Origin of the sequence: Qipengyuania gaetbuli (genome assembly GCF_009827315.1) — a bacterium.
GTDB lineage: Bacteria > Pseudomonadota > Alphaproteobacteria > Sphingomonadales > Sphingomonadaceae > Qipengyuania > Qipengyuania gaetbuli.
Window position 1 is genome coordinate 692,111 of sequence record NZ_WTYF01000004.1, and the last position, 18,314, is coordinate 710,424.

General features: G+C 64.3%; 16 protein-coding genes and 1 tRNA gene. 7 read left to right on the forward strand and 10 right to left on the reverse strand.

Annotation, left to right across the window (positions count from 1 at the left end; all coding sequences use genetic code 11):
* Window positions 1–46: 46 nt before the first annotated feature.
* The 5 genes from scpA to GRI42_RS05765 all read right to left on the reverse strand — a co-directional run bounded on the left by scpA (window position 47) and on the right by GRI42_RS05765 (window position 5,241).
* A complete protein-coding gene (scpA, locus tag GRI42_RS05745) occupies window positions 47–2,203 on the reverse strand; it encodes a methylmalonyl-CoA mutase (RefSeq protein ID WP_160607375.1) in 2,157 nt (718 codons plus the stop codon).
* 23 nt (window positions 2,204–2,226) lie between these two features.
* Complete coding sequence (gene mce / locus GRI42_RS05750; RefSeq protein WP_160607376.1) at window positions 2,227–2,676, reverse strand: methylmalonyl-CoA epimerase; 450 nt, start codon at window positions 2,674–2,676, stop codon at window positions 2,227–2,229.
* Window positions 2,676–2,933 (reverse strand): hypothetical protein, encoded by a 258-nt coding sequence (locus tag GRI42_RS05755; protein ID WP_160607377.1) that lies wholly within the window; start codon window positions 2,931–2,933, stop codon window positions 2,676–2,678. Before GRI42_RS05755 ends, mce begins: the two co-directional genes overlap by 1 nt.
* Window positions 2,930–4,462, reverse strand: coding sequence for an acyl-CoA carboxylase subunit beta (locus tag GRI42_RS05760; RefSeq protein WP_160607378.1), 1,533 nt, complete (start codon window positions 4,460–4,462; stop codon window positions 2,930–2,932). The genes GRI42_RS05755 and GRI42_RS05760 overlap by 4 nt, the downstream gene beginning before the upstream one ends.
* 65 nt (window positions 4,463–4,527) lie before the next feature.
* On the reverse strand, window positions 4,528–5,241 hold the full coding sequence (locus GRI42_RS05765; protein ID WP_160609092.1) for a TlyA family RNA methyltransferase: 714 nt from the start codon (window positions 5,239–5,241) through the stop codon (window positions 4,528–4,530).
* Window positions 5,242–5,312: 71 nt separating this feature from the next.
* Here GRI42_RS05765 and GRI42_RS05770 point away from each other — a divergent pair, with 71 nt between their 5' ends.
* Window positions 5,313–5,861 (forward strand): hypothetical protein, encoded by a 549-nt coding sequence (locus GRI42_RS05770; protein WP_160607379.1) that lies wholly within the window; start codon window positions 5,313–5,315, stop codon window positions 5,859–5,861.
* A 632-nt stretch (window positions 5,862–6,493) separates the two neighbouring features.
* The gene (locus tag GRI42_RS05775; protein ID WP_199800430.1) at window positions 6,494–7,573 is read left to right on the forward strand and encodes a branched-chain amino acid aminotransferase; all 1,080 of its coding nucleotides are present in this window, start codon (window positions 6,494–6,496) and stop codon (window positions 7,571–7,573) included.
* On the opposite strand, the gene GRI42_RS05780 is transcribed toward GRI42_RS05775, so the two are convergent.
* Window positions 7,570–8,499 (reverse strand): LysR family transcriptional regulator, encoded by a 930-nt coding sequence (locus GRI42_RS05780; RefSeq protein ID WP_160607381.1) that lies wholly within the window; start codon window positions 8,497–8,499, stop codon window positions 7,570–7,572. The two genes, GRI42_RS05775 and GRI42_RS05780, sit on opposite strands and share 4 nt — an antisense overlap.
* 105 nt (window positions 8,500–8,604) lie before the next feature.
* Here GRI42_RS05780 and GRI42_RS05785 point away from each other — a divergent pair, with 105 nt between their 5' ends.
* Window positions 8,605–9,306 (forward strand): pirin family protein, encoded by a 702-nt coding sequence (locus GRI42_RS05785; RefSeq protein ID WP_160609093.1) that lies wholly within the window; start codon window positions 8,605–8,607, stop codon window positions 9,304–9,306.
* Window positions 9,307–9,321: 15 nt separating this feature from the next.
* Window positions 9,322–9,915, forward strand: coding sequence for an FMN-dependent NADH-azoreductase (locus tag GRI42_RS05790; protein WP_160607382.1), 594 nt, complete (start codon window positions 9,322–9,324; stop codon window positions 9,913–9,915).
* Here GRI42_RS05790 and GRI42_RS05795 read toward each other — a convergent pair whose 3' ends face one another.
* From GRI42_RS05795 to GRI42_RS05810, 4 genes are all read right to left on the reverse strand, one after another.
* A complete protein-coding gene (locus GRI42_RS05795) occupies window positions 9,916–11,259 on the reverse strand; it encodes an MFS transporter (RefSeq protein ID WP_160607383.1) in 1,344 nt (447 codons plus the stop codon). It abuts the gene before it with no gap.
* Window positions 11,260–11,398: 139 nt separating this feature from the next.
* A complete protein-coding gene (locus GRI42_RS05800; protein ID WP_325065304.1) occupies window positions 11,399–12,286 on the reverse strand; it encodes a DMT family transporter in 888 nt (295 codons plus the stop codon).
* 4 nt (window positions 12,287–12,290) lie between these two features.
* Window positions 12,291–14,360 carry an NAD(+) synthase gene (locus tag GRI42_RS05805; protein ID WP_160609094.1) on the reverse strand — a complete coding sequence of 690 codons (2,070 nt, stop codon included), beginning with the start codon at window positions 14,358–14,360 and terminating at the stop codon, window positions 12,291–12,293.
* Window positions 14,361–14,630: 270 nt separating this feature from the next.
* A complete protein-coding gene (locus GRI42_RS05810) occupies window positions 14,631–15,635 on the reverse strand; it encodes a DNA topoisomerase IB (RefSeq protein ID WP_234033857.1) in 1,005 nt (334 codons plus the stop codon).
* A gap of 92 nt (window positions 15,636–15,727) precedes the next feature.
* Here GRI42_RS05810 and yghU point away from each other — a divergent pair, with 92 nt between their 5' ends.
* The 3 genes from yghU to GRI42_RS05825 all read left to right on the forward strand — a co-directional run bounded on the left by yghU (window position 15,728) and on the right by GRI42_RS05825 (window position 18,260).
* A complete protein-coding gene (yghU, locus tag GRI42_RS05815) occupies window positions 15,728–16,579 on the forward strand; it encodes a glutathione-dependent disulfide-bond oxidoreductase (protein WP_160607386.1) in 852 nt (283 codons plus the stop codon).
* 48 nt (window positions 16,580–16,627) lie between these two features.
* Window positions 16,628–16,702: transfer RNA gene (locus GRI42_RS05820), tRNA-Gln, on the forward strand.
* A 46-nt stretch (window positions 16,703–16,748) separates the two neighbouring features.
* Window positions 16,749–18,260 (forward strand): acetyl-CoA acetyltransferase, encoded by a 1,512-nt coding sequence (locus GRI42_RS05825; protein ID WP_160607387.1) that lies wholly within the window; start codon window positions 16,749–16,751, stop codon window positions 18,258–18,260.
* Window positions 18,261–18,314 lie beyond the last annotated feature (54 nt).

Genomic DNA, 18,314 nt, shown 5'->3' on the forward strand with positions numbered 1-18,314 from the left:
TAAACAAGCGACCCTAAGATCGCTGCGAGCAATCGGGCGCCGGAGCTCACTCCGCCGCCTCGTCCAGATCCTCTCCGGCAGGCGGCATATTGTGGCCGAGCAGGCGCAGTACGTCCGCCGCGCACTCGACCACGTTGCTGCCCGGGCCGTAAATGCCCTGCACGCCTGCGCGCTTGAGGAAGTCGTAGTCCTTTTGCGGGATCACGCCGCCGGCGATCACCTTGATGTCGCTGCGGCCCGCTTCCTTCAGCAGGGTGATGAGTTCGGGAATGAGGGTCTTGTGACCTGCCGCAAGGCTACTCGCGCCAATGGCATCGACATCGTTTTCGAGCGCCATGTCGCGCGTTTCCTCCGGCGTCTGGAACAGCGGGCCGGAAACGACCTCGAACCCCATGTCGGAAAATGCAGAGGCGATCACGTTGGCGCCGCGATCGTGGCCGTCCTGACCCATCTTGGCTACCATCAGGCGCGGCGCACGGCCAAGGCGGCGCTCGACCGCCTTCACGCCTTCGATCACCTGCCGGTAGCGTGCGTCGTCCGAATAGGCTTCCGAATACACGCCGCGCACCGGACGCGGCATGGTGTCGTAGCGGCCATAGGCGTCTTCCATCGCCTGGCTGATTTCGCCCAGCGTCGCATCGTGGCGAGCCGCTTCGACCGCGAGGGCGAGGAGGTTGCCTTCCTTCTGCGCCGCCCCGCGTGCGAGCGCATCGAGCGCGGCCTTGCAGGCGAACTCGTCGCGGCCCTCGCGCACGGTCTTGAGGCGGGCGATTTGGCTTTCGCGCACGGCGTGGTTGTCGATGTCGAGCGTCTCGATATCGGCCTCTTCCGGCAGGCGGTACTTGTTAACGCCGACGATCACGGTTTCGCCCTTGTCGACGCTGGCCTGCTTGGCCGCAGCGGCCATTTCGATCTGCGCCTTGGGTTTGCCGCTGGCGACGTATTCGGTCATGCCGCCTGCCGCCTCGACCTCGTCGAGCAGCTTGCGCGCTTCTTCGATCAGCGCGGCGGTCAGGTTCTCGATATAATAGCTGCCGCCCAGCGGATCGGCGACCTTGGTGACGCCCGTCTCTTCCTGGATCACCAGCTGCGTGTTGCGCGCGATGCGGGCGGAGAAGTCGGTCGGGAGGGCAATCGCCTCGTCGAGCGCGTTGGTGTGGAGCGACTGCGTGCCGCCCAGCACCGCCGCCATCGCCTCGATCGTGGTGCGGATGACGTTGTTGTAGGGGTCCTGTTCCTGCAAGCTCACGCCACTGGTCTGGCAGTGGGTGCGCAGCATCTTCGACTTGGGGTTCTGCGCACCCAGCCCTTCCATTACGTCGTGCCACAGCGCGCGTGCGGCGCGCATCTTGGCGATCTCCATGAAGAAGTTCATGCCGATGCCCCAGAAGAAGGACAGGCGCGGCGCGAAGGCGTCGATATCGAGGCCCGCTTCCATCGCGCGCTTGGCGTATTCCTTGCCGTCGGCGATGGTGAAGGCGAGTTCCTGCACCGCCGTCGCCCCGGCCTCGTGCATGTGATAGCCCGAGATCGAAATGCTGTTGAATTTCGGCATGTTGGCCGAGGTATATGCGATGATGTCCGAAACGATCCGCATGCTCGGCTCGGGCGGGTAGATATAGGTGTTGCGGACCATGAACTCCTTGAGGATGTCGTTCTGGATGGTCCCAGCGAGCTTGTCCTGAGAGACGCCCTGCCGCTCCGCCGCGACGATGTAGAAGGCCATGACCGGGATCACCGCGCCGTTCATCGTCATCGACACGCTCATCTCGTCGAGCGGGATCTGGTCGAACAGGATTTCCATGTCGCGCACGGTGTCGATGGCGACGCCCGCCTTGCCGACATCGCCGACCACGCGCGGGTGGTCGCTGTCGTAGCCGCGGTGTGTGGCGAGGTCGAAGGCGACCGACAGACCCTTCTGCCCGGCGGCAAGGTTGCGGCGATAGAAGGCATTCGATTCCTCGGCAGTCGAGAAGCCCGCATACTGGCGGATGGTCCACGGACGGCCGGTGTACATCGAGGCGTAGGGCCCGCGCGTGAACGGCGCGATGCCGGGGACGCCGGGGGCGAGGTCGGCGGTGTCTGCGCTGGTGTAGAGCGGCTTCACCGCGATGCCCTCGGGTGTGTGCCAAGTCAGGTCGCGGCCCTTCACCTCCTTGTCGGCAAGGGGCTTCCAGTCGTCATAGCTAGGCGTGTCGGTCATCTCGATTTCCAGTGGCGCAGGCGTCAGTTCGACCAGTGCGCATTGTCTTTGGGCGTTTCCATGATCTCGGTCAGTTGGCCCATCATGTCCTTGGGGTGGAGGAAGAAGATCGGCGTGCCGTGGGCGCCGATGCGCGTGGGGCCGAGGATGCGCTTGCCCAGCCCTTCGAACCAGCTACGCGCCTCCTCGATATCCTCGACCTCGTAGCACAGGTGGTGCTGCCCGCCGGCGGGGTTCTTCTCGAGGAACCTGGCGATGGGGCTGTCAGCGCTGAGCGGCTCGATCAGCTCAATCTGGGTGCCGTGGGTGCCGTTCAGGCCGGGCGTGTCGACGAAGCAGACCTTCACCCCCTGCGCCTCCAGATCAAAGGGCTTGTGGAACGAGGTCGCGCCCATGGCGTCGCGGTAATAGCGAACCGATTCCTCGATCGAGGGCGTGGCGACGCCGATGTGGTTGAGACGGCCGAGTTTCATCAGAGTTTTCCTGTCAATTCAAAGCCAATCGAGAGGACAAAAAGTCCAGCGAACAACCATGCCATGAGCGCCATCAGCTCTTGCCAAGCAACTGCTTTCCCAAAGTTAGGATCATCCCGGCCCGCTGGCTGCGGATGGATTGATTCCACCCACTCCTTCGGGATTTCTTCGTTCACCGACCACCTTCTTGCCATTCGCCAAAGCCAAAGGCCAATCAGCGCGAAGACGGCAGCAAGGAGAACCTTAAGAACGATCATAGCGGAATATTATCATGCTTCTTCCACGGGTTCTCGAGCTGCTTTCCGCGCAGCTTCCTTAGCCCCAGCGCGATGCGCCGCCGCGTCGAGTGCGGGTAGATCACCTCGTCGATATAGCCGCGCTGCGCTGCCACGAAGGGGTTGGCGAAGCGGTCTTCGTATTCCTTCGTTTTCTCGGCGATCTTTTCCGGATCGTCGCGGTCCTGGCGGAAAATGATCTCCACCGCGCCTTTCGCGCCCATCACGGCGATTTCGGCGGTCGGCCAGGCGTAGTTGAGGTCGCCGCGCAAGTGCTTGGACGCCATCACGTCATAGGCGCCGCCATAAGCCTTGCGGGTGATGACGGTGATCTTGGGCACGGTCGCCTCGGCATAGGCGAAGAGCAGCTTCGCGCCGTGCTTGATGATGCCATTATGCTCCTGCGCCGTGCCGGGAAGGAAGCCGGGCACGTCGACGAAGGTCAGGATCGGGATTTCGAAGGCATCGCAGAAGCGCACGAAGCGCGCGGCTTTCTTCGACGAATTGATGTCGAGCACACCGGCGAGCACCATCGGCTGGTTCGCGACCACGCCCACCGTGCGCCCTTCCACGCGGCCGAAGCCGCAGATGATGTTCGCGGCGTGGTTCGGCTGGATCTCGAAGAAATCGCCCTCGTCCAGCGTCTTCCGGATGACTTCGTGCATGTCATAGGGCTGGTTGGCGTTGTCAGGGATCAGCGTGTCGAGGCTCGGCTCCTCACGGTCCCATGCGTCCGAGGTCGGACGCTCGGGCACGTCCTCGCGGTTCGACAGCGGCAGGTAGTCGAAGAAATCGCGCGTCGCGAGCAGCGTCTCGATGTCGTTCTCGAAGCTGTTGTCGGCGACGCTGGTCTTGGTGGTGTGCGTCTTCGCACCGCCCAGTTCCTCCTGCGTGACGACTTCGTTCGTCACCGTCTTCACCACGTCGGGGCCGGTGACGAACATGTAGCTTGAATCCTCCACCATGAAGATGAAGTCGGTCATCGCAGGGCTGTAAACCGCCCCGCCCGCACACGGTCCCATGATGAGGCTGATCTGCGGCACAACGCCGCTCGCGAGCACGTTGCGCTGGAACACCTCGGCATAGCCGCCGAGCGATGCCACGCCTTCCTGGATGCGCGCGCCGCCCGAATCGTTGAGGCCGATGACCGGTGCGCCGACCTTCATCGCGGTGTCCATCACCTTGCAGATCTTCTCTGCATGGCGCTTGGAAAGAGAGCCGCCGAAGACCGTGAAATCCTGGGAGAAAACATAGACCAGGCGACCGTTGATCGTGCCCGATCCGGTGACCACGCCATCGCCCGGGATGCGCTGCTGGTCCATGCCGAAATCGACGCAGTCATGTTCGACGTAGCGGTCCAGTTCCTCGAAGCTGCCTTCGTCCAGCAGCACGTCGAGGCGCTCACGCGCGGTCAGCTTGCCCTTGGCGTGCTGCGCGTCGATGCGCTTCTGCCCGCCGCCCAGCTCTGCAGCGGCACGGCGGCGTTCCATTTCGGCGATATTGGCGGACATGATCTCTCCGTCTGAACTCTCTCGGCAAAGCGCCTAGAGCGGACGGAGCGGCAGCGTCAATGACGTCAGGCGGTCCTGTGCGCGCTAATCAGGAATTCCACATTGCCTTCGGGGCCGGTGATCGGGCTTTCGACAATGCCCTGGACCGTGAAGCCAAGCCCTTCGGCCCATGTCCGCACTTCCTCGCACACGCGGGCGTGGAGGGCAGGATCGCTGACCACGCCTTTCTTGCCCACCTCCTCGCGCCCGACCTCGAACTGCGGCTTGATGAGGGCGACGAGGCGGCAATCGCGCTCCGCCAGTTCGAACGGGCGTTCCAGCACCTTGGCGAGGCTAATGAAGCTCGCATCGCACACGACCCACGAGACGGGCCGGTCGATCATCTCCGGCGTCAGGATACGCGCGCTGGTCTGTTCGAGCACGGTGACGCGCTCGTCCTGCCGCAGTTTCCACGCCAGCTGGTTGGTACCGCTGTCGACGGCGAAAACATGCTCCGCCCCGCCCTGCAGCAATACGTCTGTGAAGCCGCCGGTGGACGAACCGATATCCATTGCCGTGACGCCGCGCGGATCGAGCCCGAAATGCTCGATCGCATGGGCGAGCTTGATGCCGCCGCGGCTGACCCAGGGATGATCGCGTCCGCGTACGTCGAGCGACGCGTCTTCGGGCAATTGCTGGCCGGGCTTGGCCATCTTCTGCTCGCCGGAAAAGACCAGCCCCGCCATCACCAGCGCCTGCGCCCGCGTGCGGCTTTCCACCAGCCCGCGGTCCACCAGCATCTGGTCGAGACGTTTCTTCGCCACAGCAAACTCCGTTTGAAACCTAGGGCGTTAGCGCGCATTGTTCATCTATGAAACCGATCTACGGACATTTTGCCGCCGCTGCCGCACTGACGCTCGGCCTCGCCGCCTGCATCCCGCCCGCGCCGGAACCTACCCCCGCGCCCAGCCCTACCCCTGCAGCGAGGCCGGCTCCGCCCCCACCCCCGGTCGCAGCCGCACCGGCGCCCGAAAACTGGATCGATGCGCCGCAGACGCAGGGCAATTGGACGTACGCAAATAAGAGCGCGACCTTCGGGACCGGCGCTTCGCCCATACAACCGGCCTTGTCGCTCAGCTGCAATCCGGCAGACCGGACGATTGCCATCGCACGGACGATTCGCGGTACGAATACCGCCTCGACCATGACGCTGCGCACCGAAACGCAGGACCGCACGCTGCAGGCCAGGCCTGCCACCGGTCAGGCGCCGCTATCGGTGGCGGTAGTTGCGGCACGCGATCCGCTTTTCGACGCGATTGCGCTGACCCGTGGTCGATTCGCAGTCGAGACACCGGGCCAGCCCACGCTCTACCTGCCCGCCTGGGCCGAAGTGACGCGGGTGATCGAAGACTGCCGCTGAGCCGATTCCCTTCGGCCTCCACCGCCTTGCGCAAGCCGACGATCTGCCAATGAAAAAGGCCCGGAGAATGCTCCGAGCCACAAATGCTGATTCTGACGTGGGAAAACTTTTTTTCAAGCCTTGTTTTACACGCCGCAACGCAACAAATTGATAGTCAAGATCAGCGGCGAACGCGGTCTTGGGGCCCTTGAAAAGGCTTCTAGCTCACTAGCGCGAAAGGAGGTGATCCGATGTCTCATGGTTCAGCAGAGAGGTCGGCAAGTTTCCGCGCGAGGTACTATCGGTAAGCAGACCCGATAGAGACTTCGTGAGCGGCACTTCCGCCGCTGACCATGCGAAGGGCAGTTTCTCCTCCGGGCGAAGCTGCCCTTCTCATTTCGGGTCGTAGCCCTCAGACGCCGGGCGCGACGCATCCGCGTCGCTTGGCTTCGGCCTGACCGGCCGTCACGCGGTCGCGTTCTGACTGCCGTGACCAAGATTGGCTCTGGGCTTGGAATCAAAAACGCGAGCCAATGGCGAGTGCAAGGCCGACCGGCCGCCCGCAGCGATGCGACCGCCAGGTCGCGTGAGCGAGGATATCGCGAGCGCGGACGCGCTTGCGGAACACAATGACTCCCTTTAACCGCGCGGGCATGGATTTCGAGCACATCCCCCACCCCGCCCCGGTTCCCGGCGAAACGCGCCAGCAGGCCCTTCTCGACCCCGGCTTCGGCAAGCTCTTCACCGACCATATGGTCGTGATCGACTATGATGCCGACAAGGGCGGGTGGCACAAGGCGACGCTGGGCCCGCGCGAGCCGATCAGCCTCGATCCCGCCGCAGCCGTGCTTCACTATGCGCAGGAAATCTTCGAGGGGATGAAAGCCTACAAGCAGGGCGACGACAGCCTTGCCCTGTTCCGCCCCGAGCAGAATGCCCGCCGCTTCAACGACAGCGCCCGGCGCATGGCCATGCCCGAACTGCCGGAGGAACTGTTCCTCGAATCGATCCGCCAGCTGGTCGCGATAGACCGCGACTGGGTACCGACCATTCCCGACGGCGCGCTGTACCTGCGGCCCTTCATGTTTGCCTCGGAAGCGTTCCTCGGCGTGCGTCCGGCCCGCCAGTACAAGTACATCCTGATCGCTTCGCCGGTCGGCGGCTATTTCAAGGGCGGCGCGAAGGCGGTGAAGATCTGGGTCAGCCGCAACTATACCCGCGCGGCCCCCGGCGGCACCGGCGCGGCCAAGACCGGCGGCAATTACGCTGCCAGCCTGGTGCCGCAGGCCGAAGGTATCGAACACGGCTGCGACCAAGTCGTGTTCCTCGATGCGGTCGAAAAGAAATGGATCGAGGAACTGGGCGGCATGAACCTGTTCTTCGTCTTCGACGACGGCAGCGTGATCACCCCGCCGCTCACCGGCACGATCCTGCCGGGCATCACCCGTGACAGCCTGATCCAGCTGCTGCGCGAGGAAGGCCTCACCGTGCGCGAGGAGCCTTACAGCATCGACCAGTGGCGCGCCGATGCCACCTCGGGTCGCCTGCTGGAGACAATGGCCTGCGGTACCGCAGCGGTGGTCACACCGGTCGGCACGGTGCTCGGCCCCGACGGCGAATTCCACATCGGCAGCGGCGGCACGGGCCAGATCACCAACAAGATCCGCGAAAAGCTGGTCGGCATCCAGAAGGGCGCCGTTCCCGATACTCACGGCTGGACCGTGAAGCTCTAACCCCTCGCGGCAACAGACGGCTCGACCGCGCTGCAATCGCCCAGCCGGTCGCGCATCGCATCGATCAACCAGCTCGTCGCAGGCCCCGGGCGCGCATCGCGGCGCCATAGAGCGCTGAGTGTGTAGTTCGCGCCGGGCTTTTCGGGCAGGTCGAGCAGACATAGCCGGCCTTCGGCGATATCCGCGCTCACCGTGTGGCGCGGCATGTTGCCCCAGCCGATGCCCTCCTTAAGCAGCGCGTGCTTGGCGCCGAGATCGGCCAGCCGCCAGCTTTGCGGTGACAGGACCGAGAACTCGCGTCCCTCCGTCAGCGGCGACCTGTCGGACAGGACGAGCTGCAGGTGTTTGCGGCTTTCGCCCGGCCCAACTCCTTTGCGGGCGAGCGGGTGCTCAGGGGCGGCCACGGGCACCAGCTCGACCTCACCGATCGCCTGCCGTTCCAGCTCGGGATGGTCCGCCAGCACCGGCCCGCCGACGGCAAGGTCCGCGCCGCCATCGAGCAGGCAGGCCGCCACCGCCCCCAGCGCCTCGACCTGCAAGCGCAAGGCGACGGTGGGAAACATCGCGCGGAATTCGCGCAGCACGCTGGCAGTGACCTCGCCCGGCAGCATCACGTCGACCACCAGCGAGACCTCGCTTTCGAGTCCCGCGTGGAGGCTGCGCGTCTTGGCCAGCAAGGTATCGATCCCGTCGGCGATGCCCTTGGCCTCGGCAAGCAGGCCGCGACCCTCTTCGGTCAGCACGGGCCGGCGCGATCCTTCGCGATCAAACAGGGTGACGCCGAGCTGCGACTCCATTTGCGCGATACCATAACTGACGGCGGAAACCGCCCGCCCTATGCGCCGCGCGGCCGCGCCGAAGCTGCCTTCCTCCGCCACGGCGAGGAAGATGCGCAATTGGTCGAGGCTCGGTTCGCCCAACTTCATTGTTCGGATTTCCTGAACATCCTGATGTGTTTTATCGCAGTTATCGGAACGCAGCGCAAACTCTATCTCTCTTCCCAACGAAGCATTCCCACAGGGAGATACATGATGATCGAACTACGGCCCTTCAATACGCTCGGCGCGGCCAACCACGGCTGGCTCGATGCGCACCACCACTTTTCCTTCGCCAGTTACCACGACCCCTCGCGCGTCAACTGGGGCGCCCTGCGCGTCTGGAACGACGACAAGATCGCTCCGAAGAGCGGATTCCCGACCCACCCGCACCAGGACATGGAAATTATCACCTATGTGCGCAGCGGCGCGATCACCCATCGCGACAGCATGGGCAACGAAGGCCGCACCGAGGCAGGCGACGTCCAAGTGATGAGCGCGGGACGCGGCGTGGCCCATTCCGAGTTCAATCTCGAAGACGAGGAAACCACGTTGTTCCAGATCTGGATCATCCCGTCCGAACGCGGCGGCGATCCCAGCTGGGGCGCACGGCAGTTCCCCAAGGACGACCGTGCCGGCCAGTTCGTGCCGCTCGCCAGCGGCGCTGCCAACGATGACGATGCGCTGCGCATCCGCACCGATGCCCGCGTGCTGGGTGCCACGGTCAAGGCAGGCGAAAGCGTGACCTACACGCCTGCCCAGGCCGACCGGCACCTCTACCTCGTGCCCGCCACCGGCAGCATCCGCGTGGGCAATATCGAGGCGAAGGCCCGCGACGGCATCGCCATCACCAAGGAAGACAGCATCACCATCACCGCGCTTGAGGACAGCGAACTCGTCCTCGTCGACGCAGCCTGAACAGGAGACAGACACATGAGCACCATCCTTCACATCACCGCCAGCATCCGTGACGGCGATTCCGTATCGCGCAGCCTTGGCGGCAAGCTCGTTGGAGGCCTCGCCGCGAAGCAGGGCGCAAGCGTCGTCACCCGCGACTTGTCGCAGAACGACCTGCCCTTCATCGACGCCGAGCGGTTCGCCGCCAACCTCGCGCCCTATGCCGACCGCTCGCCCGAGCAGCATGAGCTGGCAAAGGTCGCCGACGAGCTGATCGAGGAACTCAAGGCGGCCGATACACTGGTCTTCAGCGTGCCGATCTACAACTTCTCGGTCCCCGCGACGGTCAAGGCCTGGGCCGACCTCGTCGCGCGTGCCGGCACGACCTTCCAGTACACCGCCAATGGTCCCGAGGGCCTGCTGACGGGCAAGAAGGCCTACATCACCGCCGCTTCGGGCGGCACGCCGGTCGGCAGCGCGATGGACTTCATGACGCCGTGGCTGACCTTCTTCCTCGGCTTCCTCGGCATCAAGGACGTGGAAATCGTCGCTGCCGACGGCATCATGGGTGAAGGCGGCGAAGAAAAGATCGCCGAGGCACACCAGCAGGTTGAACAGCTGGCCGCCTGATCAGGCAGGCTTCTGCGCCGCCAGTATCTCGCGCCGCTTCCGAAGTTCATAATACTCGGGGCGGCGCGGATACTGGACGGTCAGCAACAATGTCAGGGCCCCGGCCAGACCGGCCCCCACGATGAGGAAAATCGCCGGCAAGCCCCCGAGCGCATCGGTCTTGCCGAGCATGAAAGCACCGAACGAAATGCCGAAGTTGGACACGGCCATGTAGATCGTGAACTGCGTGGCGGCGACCGTCGGATCGCACAGGCGCATGGAGATCGGCAGCAGCGCGACCGTGATCAGCATGTCCAGCGGGATCCAGAAGCACACGAAGGCCACGAAGACGGCCGAATTGCTCCAATAGCCCACACCGAAATACATGACCGCGCAAAGGGCTATTCCGGAGGCGAGCCACATCAGGCCGATCCGTTTCGCGCCGAACTTGTCCCCAAGCCAGCCTCCAAGCGTTATGCACAGCACGCCCGCCAACAGGCCGCCCGTCGCGGTAAGGCTGGCGATTTCCGACGTATCCCAGCCGGCATAATTCGCCCCGATCAGCGGGGTGGCCCCTGTGAACGCCCCGTAGAGCATCCCGCGCCCGAACAGGCACGGTATCCACAGCAGGCTCACCGCCCGGCTCATCGAATGGAACGTCGCTTTGAGGAGCGGCCACCAGGCATCGAGCTGAATTTCCAGGTTCCGCCGATGCGCCTGCCCCGCGCTCCACGGCAGCGACCTCTCTCCGCCGCGTTCCCTGAAGGATGCGATGTAGACGCACAGGGCGAAGATTAGCGCCGCAACGATAAGGAAGGCGGCTGGCGCACCCAGACGCTCGATCACGAATCCGCAGATGGCCGTGGCAACGCCGACCCCGATCGCCTGTCCGCCGAACATCATCCCCGACCCGCGGGCCCGTTCTTCTTCGGTCATGATATCGACTGCAAGGCCATCAACGGCGACATCCTGAAATGTCGTCGCCATGTTCACGGCAAAGCCTATGCCGCCGAGGATGGTGACGTCGGTCACTGCCGGATCGATCAAGGCGGCGGCGACCAGGCACGCGATCATCACGAACTGCGCGCCAAGTATCCACGCCCTGCGCCTTCCCATCGGCAGGAAGGTGTAGCGGTCCATGATGAAGCCGTTCACCAGCTTCAGCGACCAGGGCAGCGCCGTCAGTGCGGCGACCGTCCCGACATCCGCAGCCGACGCCCCGTTCACCGCCATCCAGGCGGAGATGGCGAACCAGAACAGGCCGATGGGCATGCCTTGCCCGACGTAGAGAATGAACAGCGTGAACAGCCGCAGTCGCTGGCTGTTCTCGAGAATCCACGCATTGCTTGAACCGGCAACAGCCATGCTCGTCCCCCCTTGAAGTGAGCGGCTGGCCTTGTGCCGTGGCCGGATGCGTCCCTAACGATCCGTGCCGGATGTGTGACTCGGAATCACCGCTCTGGCAAGTGCGTCGCCCAAACTGCTGATTTCACGAAGAACAGCATTATATCCGCGTCTTCACGAGCAGCGGCTTGAAGATATTGCGCGTGGGCCTGAGGACGATGATCGCAACGCCCGCCAGCGCGATAGCCCCGCCCACGACCAGCCTCGTACTCACCGCATCGCCTGTAAGCCAAGCTCCGAAAACGATCGTCAGGATCGGAGTCATAAGGGTCAGGGGCACGACGAGATTGGCGTCGTTTTCCTGAAGCAGCCGGTAGTAGGCCGTGTGCGCGCCGACCGATACGACGATCGCGGCGAAGACCAGGCAGGCCGCCAGTTCCCACGGAGCCGCGCGCCATGACGTTGCCTGCCCTGTCTCCATCGCCAGCGACAGCGGCAGCAGGACGAGAACCGACGCGAGGGCCGCCCACGCCTGCAGGCGGATCGACGAGATATCGAGTTGCTTCATGAACACCGTGCCCAGCGCACCGACGACGGCACCGGCAAAGATGAGGATGAGGCCGGTGCTCGCCTCCATCTGGTTGCCGCCCGTCATCGCGTAGAGAACGCCGCCGAAGGCCAGCGCGATGCCGAGGCCACGCTTCCAACGGATGCGCTCGCCGAGGAACAGGATGGCGAACAACACCGTCATCGGTGCACCCGAAAGGCTGACGACGCCCGCTGCGGAAGGGCTGGCTGTCTGAAGCCCCATGAACAGCAGGGCGAACGACCCGCCGCTGATGGCGAGCCCGATCAGCATCACTCTACCCAATTGCCTCGGAACCGGTCGCAACAATGGCAGCAATGCCAACGCCACGATGGCCGAGCGCAGGAGGGCATAAAACAAGGGCGGCGTCTCGAGGTCGCTGACCGCAATCTTGCTGACCACGACATTGAGCGCCCAGACGACGTTGCACGCCATGATGATGGCAAAGGCGCGGGGCGACACGGGCTCAGCCTTCCAGCGGCGGGAGCACGCCGTGCAGGTCGGCCAGCCAGACGTCCGCCACCGCATCGCTTGGCGCGCGCCAGTCGCCGCGGGGCGACAGGGCGCCGCCCGCACTGACCTTGGGACCGTTGGGAAGTGCGCTGCGCTTGAACTGGCTGAATGCGAAGAAGCGCTTCACGAAATTCTCCAGCCATTTGGCAATGGTGGAAAGGTCGTACTGGTTGCGCGCTTCCTGCGGGAAATCGATCGGCCACAACCCCGCCTGCGCGTCCTTCCACGCGTGCCATGCGAGAAAGGCGACATGGCTCGGGCTTTGCCCCCAGCGGATGACGTGGTGGAGGAAGAAGTCGTTCAACTCATAAGGTCCGATGATCGACTGGGTGGACTGGATGGCTCCGTCCGCTCCTGCCGGCACCAGTTCGGGGCTGATTTCGGTGTCGAGGATGGCGAGCAATATCTCGTCCACGCCGTCGTCGAACTGGTGCGTCGTGGTCGTCCAGCGGATGAGGTACTGGATCAGCGTCTTGGGCACGCCGGCATTGACCGCATAATGGCTCATCTGGTCGCCCACGCCATAGGTGCACCAGCCGAGCGCCAGTTCGGACAGGTCGCCCGTGCCCAGCACGAAGCCCGAATGGTGCCCCGCGAGACGGAACAGGTAGTCGGTCCGCAGGCCTGCCTGCACGTTCTCGAAGGTGGTGTCGTATTGCGGCTCGCCGTCGGAGAACGGGTGGTCGATATCCTCCAGCATCTGGCGCGCAGCCGGCTTGATGTCGATTTCCTCGGCCGTGATGTGGAAAGCTTCCATCAGCTCCCATGCATTGGACTTGGTGTGGTCCGAGGTCGCGAAGCCGGGCATGGTGTAACCGCGAATGTCCGTTCGGGGCCGCCCTAGCCGGTCTATAGCCTTGGCCGCGACGAGCAGCGCGTGGGTCGAATCCAGCCCGCCCGAAATGCCGATCACAATGGCCTTCGCCTTCGTGGATTCGATCCGGCGCATCAGCGCATCGACCTGGATGTTGAAGGCTTCGTAGCAATCTTCGTCCAGCTTCTCGCGCCGGTTGGGCACAAAGGGGAAACGGCGGATCGGGCGCACCAATCCGATATCGCGGCGCGCTGCCCCGTGCTCGAACGTGGCGCGGCGATACCAGTCCTCGGGCCGTCCGGCGAAATCCCCGGCGTCGCCCCAGGTCTGCATCCGCATCCGCTCGGCAAGGATGCGGCGGGTGTCGATATCCGTCACGCATAGCTCGGGCGCATGGTCGAAGCGTTCGCTTTCGACCAGCAGGTCGCCAAGCTCGTAGATCATGCCCTGCCCGTCCCACGCGAGGTCGGTCGTGCTCTCGCCATAACCGCTCGCCGAATAGGCATAGGCGCAGACCGAGCGCGAGGAACTGGCACGGGTGAGCATGTGCCGCTCGTCCGACTTGCCGATGGTGATGTTCGAGGCCGAGAGGTTCAGTAGGATCGTCGCCCCGGCCAGCGCGGCAAGCGTGCCGGGCGGGTTGGGTGACCAGAAATCCTCGCAGATCTCGATTCCGAAAGTGAAACCCGGCAAGTCGCTCGCCTCGAACACCATATCCGTTCCGAAGGGTACAGTCTCGCCGCCCACCGCGATTTCCAGCCCGACGCATTCGCGCCCGTGGCTGAACCAGCGCTTCTCGTAGAACTCACGGTAATTGGGCAGGTAACTCTTGGGAACAACGCCAAGAATGCGGCCCTGCGTGATGGCGATGGCGCAATTGTAGATGCGCCCGTTGCGCCGCAGCGGCGCGCCGATGACGAGGACCGGCGAAAGCCTCTCCGATGCCGCGACAATGTCTGACAGGTGCCGCTCCACCGCCTCGAGTAGCGCCGTCTGCAAGTGCAGATCGTCGATCGCATAGGACGAAAGGCACAGCTCGGGATAGAGCAGCAGGTCGACACCCTGATCGTGCGCCTTTTCGGCCTGCTCCAGAATGCCTTGCGCATTGTAGGCGACGTCTGCCGTGCGAGTGCGCGGCGTGGCCGTTGCCACCCGTACGAAGCCATGGGTGTGCAGGTCGTAGAAGGGGTGCGTATCGCCCTTGGCCATTGGTCGGGTGTCTTTCTCGCCTTCAGAGGCGGGGGTTATCCAGTCGGCGGGCTGGCATATACCGAGCTCGGAAAGTTTGCGCTGGGCATCGGCGCGGGCGATCCGGCCCTTGCTCTCCCAGCCGAATACGGTCTGTGTCTTGAAGCCGTGCCGCGAGGCGAATTCTTCCGCGGAAAGTGGCGGCTCCTGCGACAGGCGCCAGGCCTTGAGTTTCTGTCCCGCGATATGCATGCCCATGCGATTATCTCTAAAAGATAATCGATGCAAGGCTCATGCGGCCTTCAGCAACTCCGCTGCCGCCGGCGCTTCCTGCAGCAGATCGATCAGCGCCCGTTCCTCGCGCGTCAGCCAGCGCGTGGCACGCGGGAGGCGCAGGTTCGCCCGCCACTCTTCCTGCCGTTCCACGAGGTCGATCACGGCGGGGTGGATATAGCTCCTCCGCGTCACAGCAGGCGTATTGCCCAGCTTCTCGGCCACGCAGTCGAGTAGCGCCTTGAGCGGCATCTTCCCCTCGCCATTACGCAGGCATTCGAGCGCCAGCACGCTCGCGTGCCAGGTACGGAAGTTCTTGGCTGTGAAGCGCTCGCCCATGGCCTCTTCGAGATAATGGTTCACGTCGCTGGAGGTGACCGCATTCACTTCTCCGTCCCCGTCGACATATTTGAACACGTTCTGGCCCGGCAGGTCCTGCATGGAGCGCACCATGCGCGCCAGCGTGCCGTCGGTCAGCGTGACCTCGCGCATCTTGCCGGACTTGCCCTTGTACCTGAGTCGCAGGGTCTTGCCCGTCACTTCGGCATGGCGGCGGCGCAGGGTCGTGGCTCCGAAGCTCTTGTTGCGCTCCGCATATCCCTCGTTCCCCACGCGCACGGCGCCGAGGTCGAGCAGGCGCACCACGCTGGCCACGGCCCGTTCGCGCGTCAGATTGCGGCCTTTCAGATCGTCCTCAACCCGCTTGCGCACCAGCGGCAGCAGATTGCCGAATGCGATGCAGCCATCGAACTTCTCGCTCTCGCGCGCGGTGCGGAATTCCGGATGGTAGCGGTACTGCTTGCGCCCCTTGGCATCGATGCCGGTGGCGAGGATGTGCCCGTTTGCCGCCGGGCAGAACCATGCGTCGGTATAGGCCGGTGGCAAGGCGATCGCATTGAGCCGCTTCTTCTCCGCCGCATCGCCGATCAGCCTGCCCCTCTCATCGTAATAGGCCCAGCCCTTGCCGGCGCGTTTGCGGGAAATGCCTGGCAGGCTGTCGTCGACATAGATGAGCTTCGTCATGGCGAAGCGAAGAACCGTGGCAGGCCTGTAGCGGTTCCCCATCTTGCGACGAACGGATGAGCCAACTAGCCCATCACGCAAAGGAGAACCCGATGGCCGACCCGACCTATACCCCGCCCGCAGTCTGGACCAACGACGCAGAGAACGGCGGGCGCTTCGCCAGCATCAACGCCCCGACATCCGGCGCACGCGAGCAGAAGGACCTGCCGACTGGCGACCACGACTTCCAGCTCTATTCGCTGGCCACGCCCAACGGGGTGAAGGCCACGATCATGTTCGAGGAATTGCTCGAAGCTGGCCACTCGGGCGCGGAATACGATGCCTTCACGGTCAACATCGGCAATGGCGACCAGTTCGGATCGGCCTTCGTCGACCTCAACCCCAATTCGAAGATCCCCACCCTGCTCGACCGCAGCGGCGAGAAACCGGTGCGCGTCTTCGAGAGCGGCGCAATCCTGATGCACCTGGCAGAAAAGTTCGGCGCGTTCCTGCCGACCGACGCCTCGCGCGCCGAAGTCCTCAGCTGGCTGTTCTGGCAAGTCGGCAGCGCGCCCTTCATCGGTGGCGGCTTCGGCCATTTCTATGCCTACGCGCCGGAGAAGTACGAATATCCGATCAACCGATATGCCATGGAAACCAAGCGCCTGTTCGATGTCGCGGACAAGCGGCTTGCTGACAGCGAATACCTTGGCGGCGACGAATACACGGTGGCCGATATTGCCACCTTCCCCTGGCTCGCCCCCTTCGTCGAAGGCACGATCTACAACGAGGCGAAGACCTTCCTCTCGATCCACGAATACGAGAATGTCGCGCGCTGGGCCAAGCAGATAGCGGCTCGCCCCGCCGTCAAGCGCGGGCGGATCGTCAACAAGGCGTGGGGCGACGAGGACACGCAGCTTCTCGAGCGCCACTCGGCAGCGGATTTCGAGGGCAAGAAGCTCTAACACCCCCTTCACATCGGCGGCGGGCGCGCTATAGGAGCGCCCGCCTGCTGGGGTGTAGCCAAGTGGTAAGGCATCGGTTTTTGGTACCGACATTCGCAGGTTCGATCCCTGCCACCCCAGCCACTTTCTCCCATTTGCGTATTCGGCGCTTCCCGCTAACCCTGACCGCATGAGCGATCAGGACCCGAACCGCATTCCCGTCATCATCGGCGTTGGCCAGATCAACGACCGCACCGAAAATCCCGGCGACGCCCTCGACCCAATCGGGCTGATGGCAGAGGCGCTTCGACGCGCCGATGCTGATGCGGGCGGCGGTTGGCTGGAGACCTGCGATTCGCTTGCCGTGGTCGCGCAGCTGGCGTGGCCGCAGCTCAACCCGGTCGACGGGGTGTTGGCCGAAAGGCTCGGCATCGAACCGGCCCACCGGATGCAAACCGCCATGCCCAATGGCGACAGCCCGATCCTGCTCCTCCACGAAGCCGCCAACCGCATCGCCAGTGGCGAAGCGAGCGTGTGCGCAGTGGCCGGCGGCGAAGCCCTGCGCACCGCCGCACGCCTCGCAGCGCTCAAGCCGCGGGAAGACGGCTCCAAGCCCAACGCGCTGCGCGATGCCTCGCACCGGCGGCGCACGGGCTATGCGCAGGGGTTCGGGCTGGTCGTGCCGACCGATGTATACCCGCTCTACGAGAATGCCGGACGCGCTGCCTATGGCCAGACGCTCGCCCAAGGGCAGGCGGAAAGCGGCGCAATCTGGGCCGGCATGAGCAAGGTCGCAGCCAGCAACGAAAGCGCCTGGATCCGCCGCGAGGCAGATGCCGGGGACATCGTCACCCCGTCGGGCAATAATCGCCCGATCGCCTTCCCCTATACCAAGCTCCAGGTCGCCAATTCATCGGTGAACCAGGGCGCGGGCTTCCTCGTCACCAGCCTCGGCGAAGCGCGCGAACGCGGTCTTTCCGATAATCAGGTGGTCTTCGTGGGATATGGCGTTGCGGCGCACGAAAGCGGCAATTTCCTTGCCCGCGACCGCTACGATGCCTCGCCCAGCCTTGCCACGTCGATCAAGCGGACGATGCAGCTGAACGATGTCGAAGCGGGCGACCTAGCCTATGTCGAACTCTATTCCTGTTTCCCTTGCGTGCCGAAGATGGCGCGCCGCGTGCTCGGCTGGCCGCTGGACAAGCCGTCCAGCGTGTTCGGCGGCCTCACTTTCGGCGGCGGGCCGATCGGCAATTACATGAGCCATGCGGTTGCCGAGATGGTGCTGCGGCTACGCGGCACGGCGGACAAGGGCCTGCTGTTCGCCAATGGCGGCTATGCGACGCACAACCACACGATCCTGCTGTCGGGCCAGCCGACCGGTGCAAGCTTCCCGCAGGACTTCGACTACCAGGCAGAAGCCGATGAGCGTCGCGGCGAAGTGCCCGAACTCGACGAGGAATACGCCGGTCCCGCGACGGTCGAGACATATACCGTGTTCTACGAGCGCGACGGCAGAGCGCGCGAGGGTGTCGTGGTGGCACGCACGCCCGAGGGCAAGCGCACTCTCGCCGCCATCTCGGGCGACGACGCAGAGATGATTGCCTTCTTCACCGACGGCGCCAGCGAGCCGGTAGGAACTGCGGGCAGCATCCTGAACGGCGAGGACGGTCGCGCAATCTGGCTACGCCCCTCGCAATAGGTTGCAATCGCGCACCGATTTGCGCAGAGGGGTTGCACAGACACATGAGAGAGG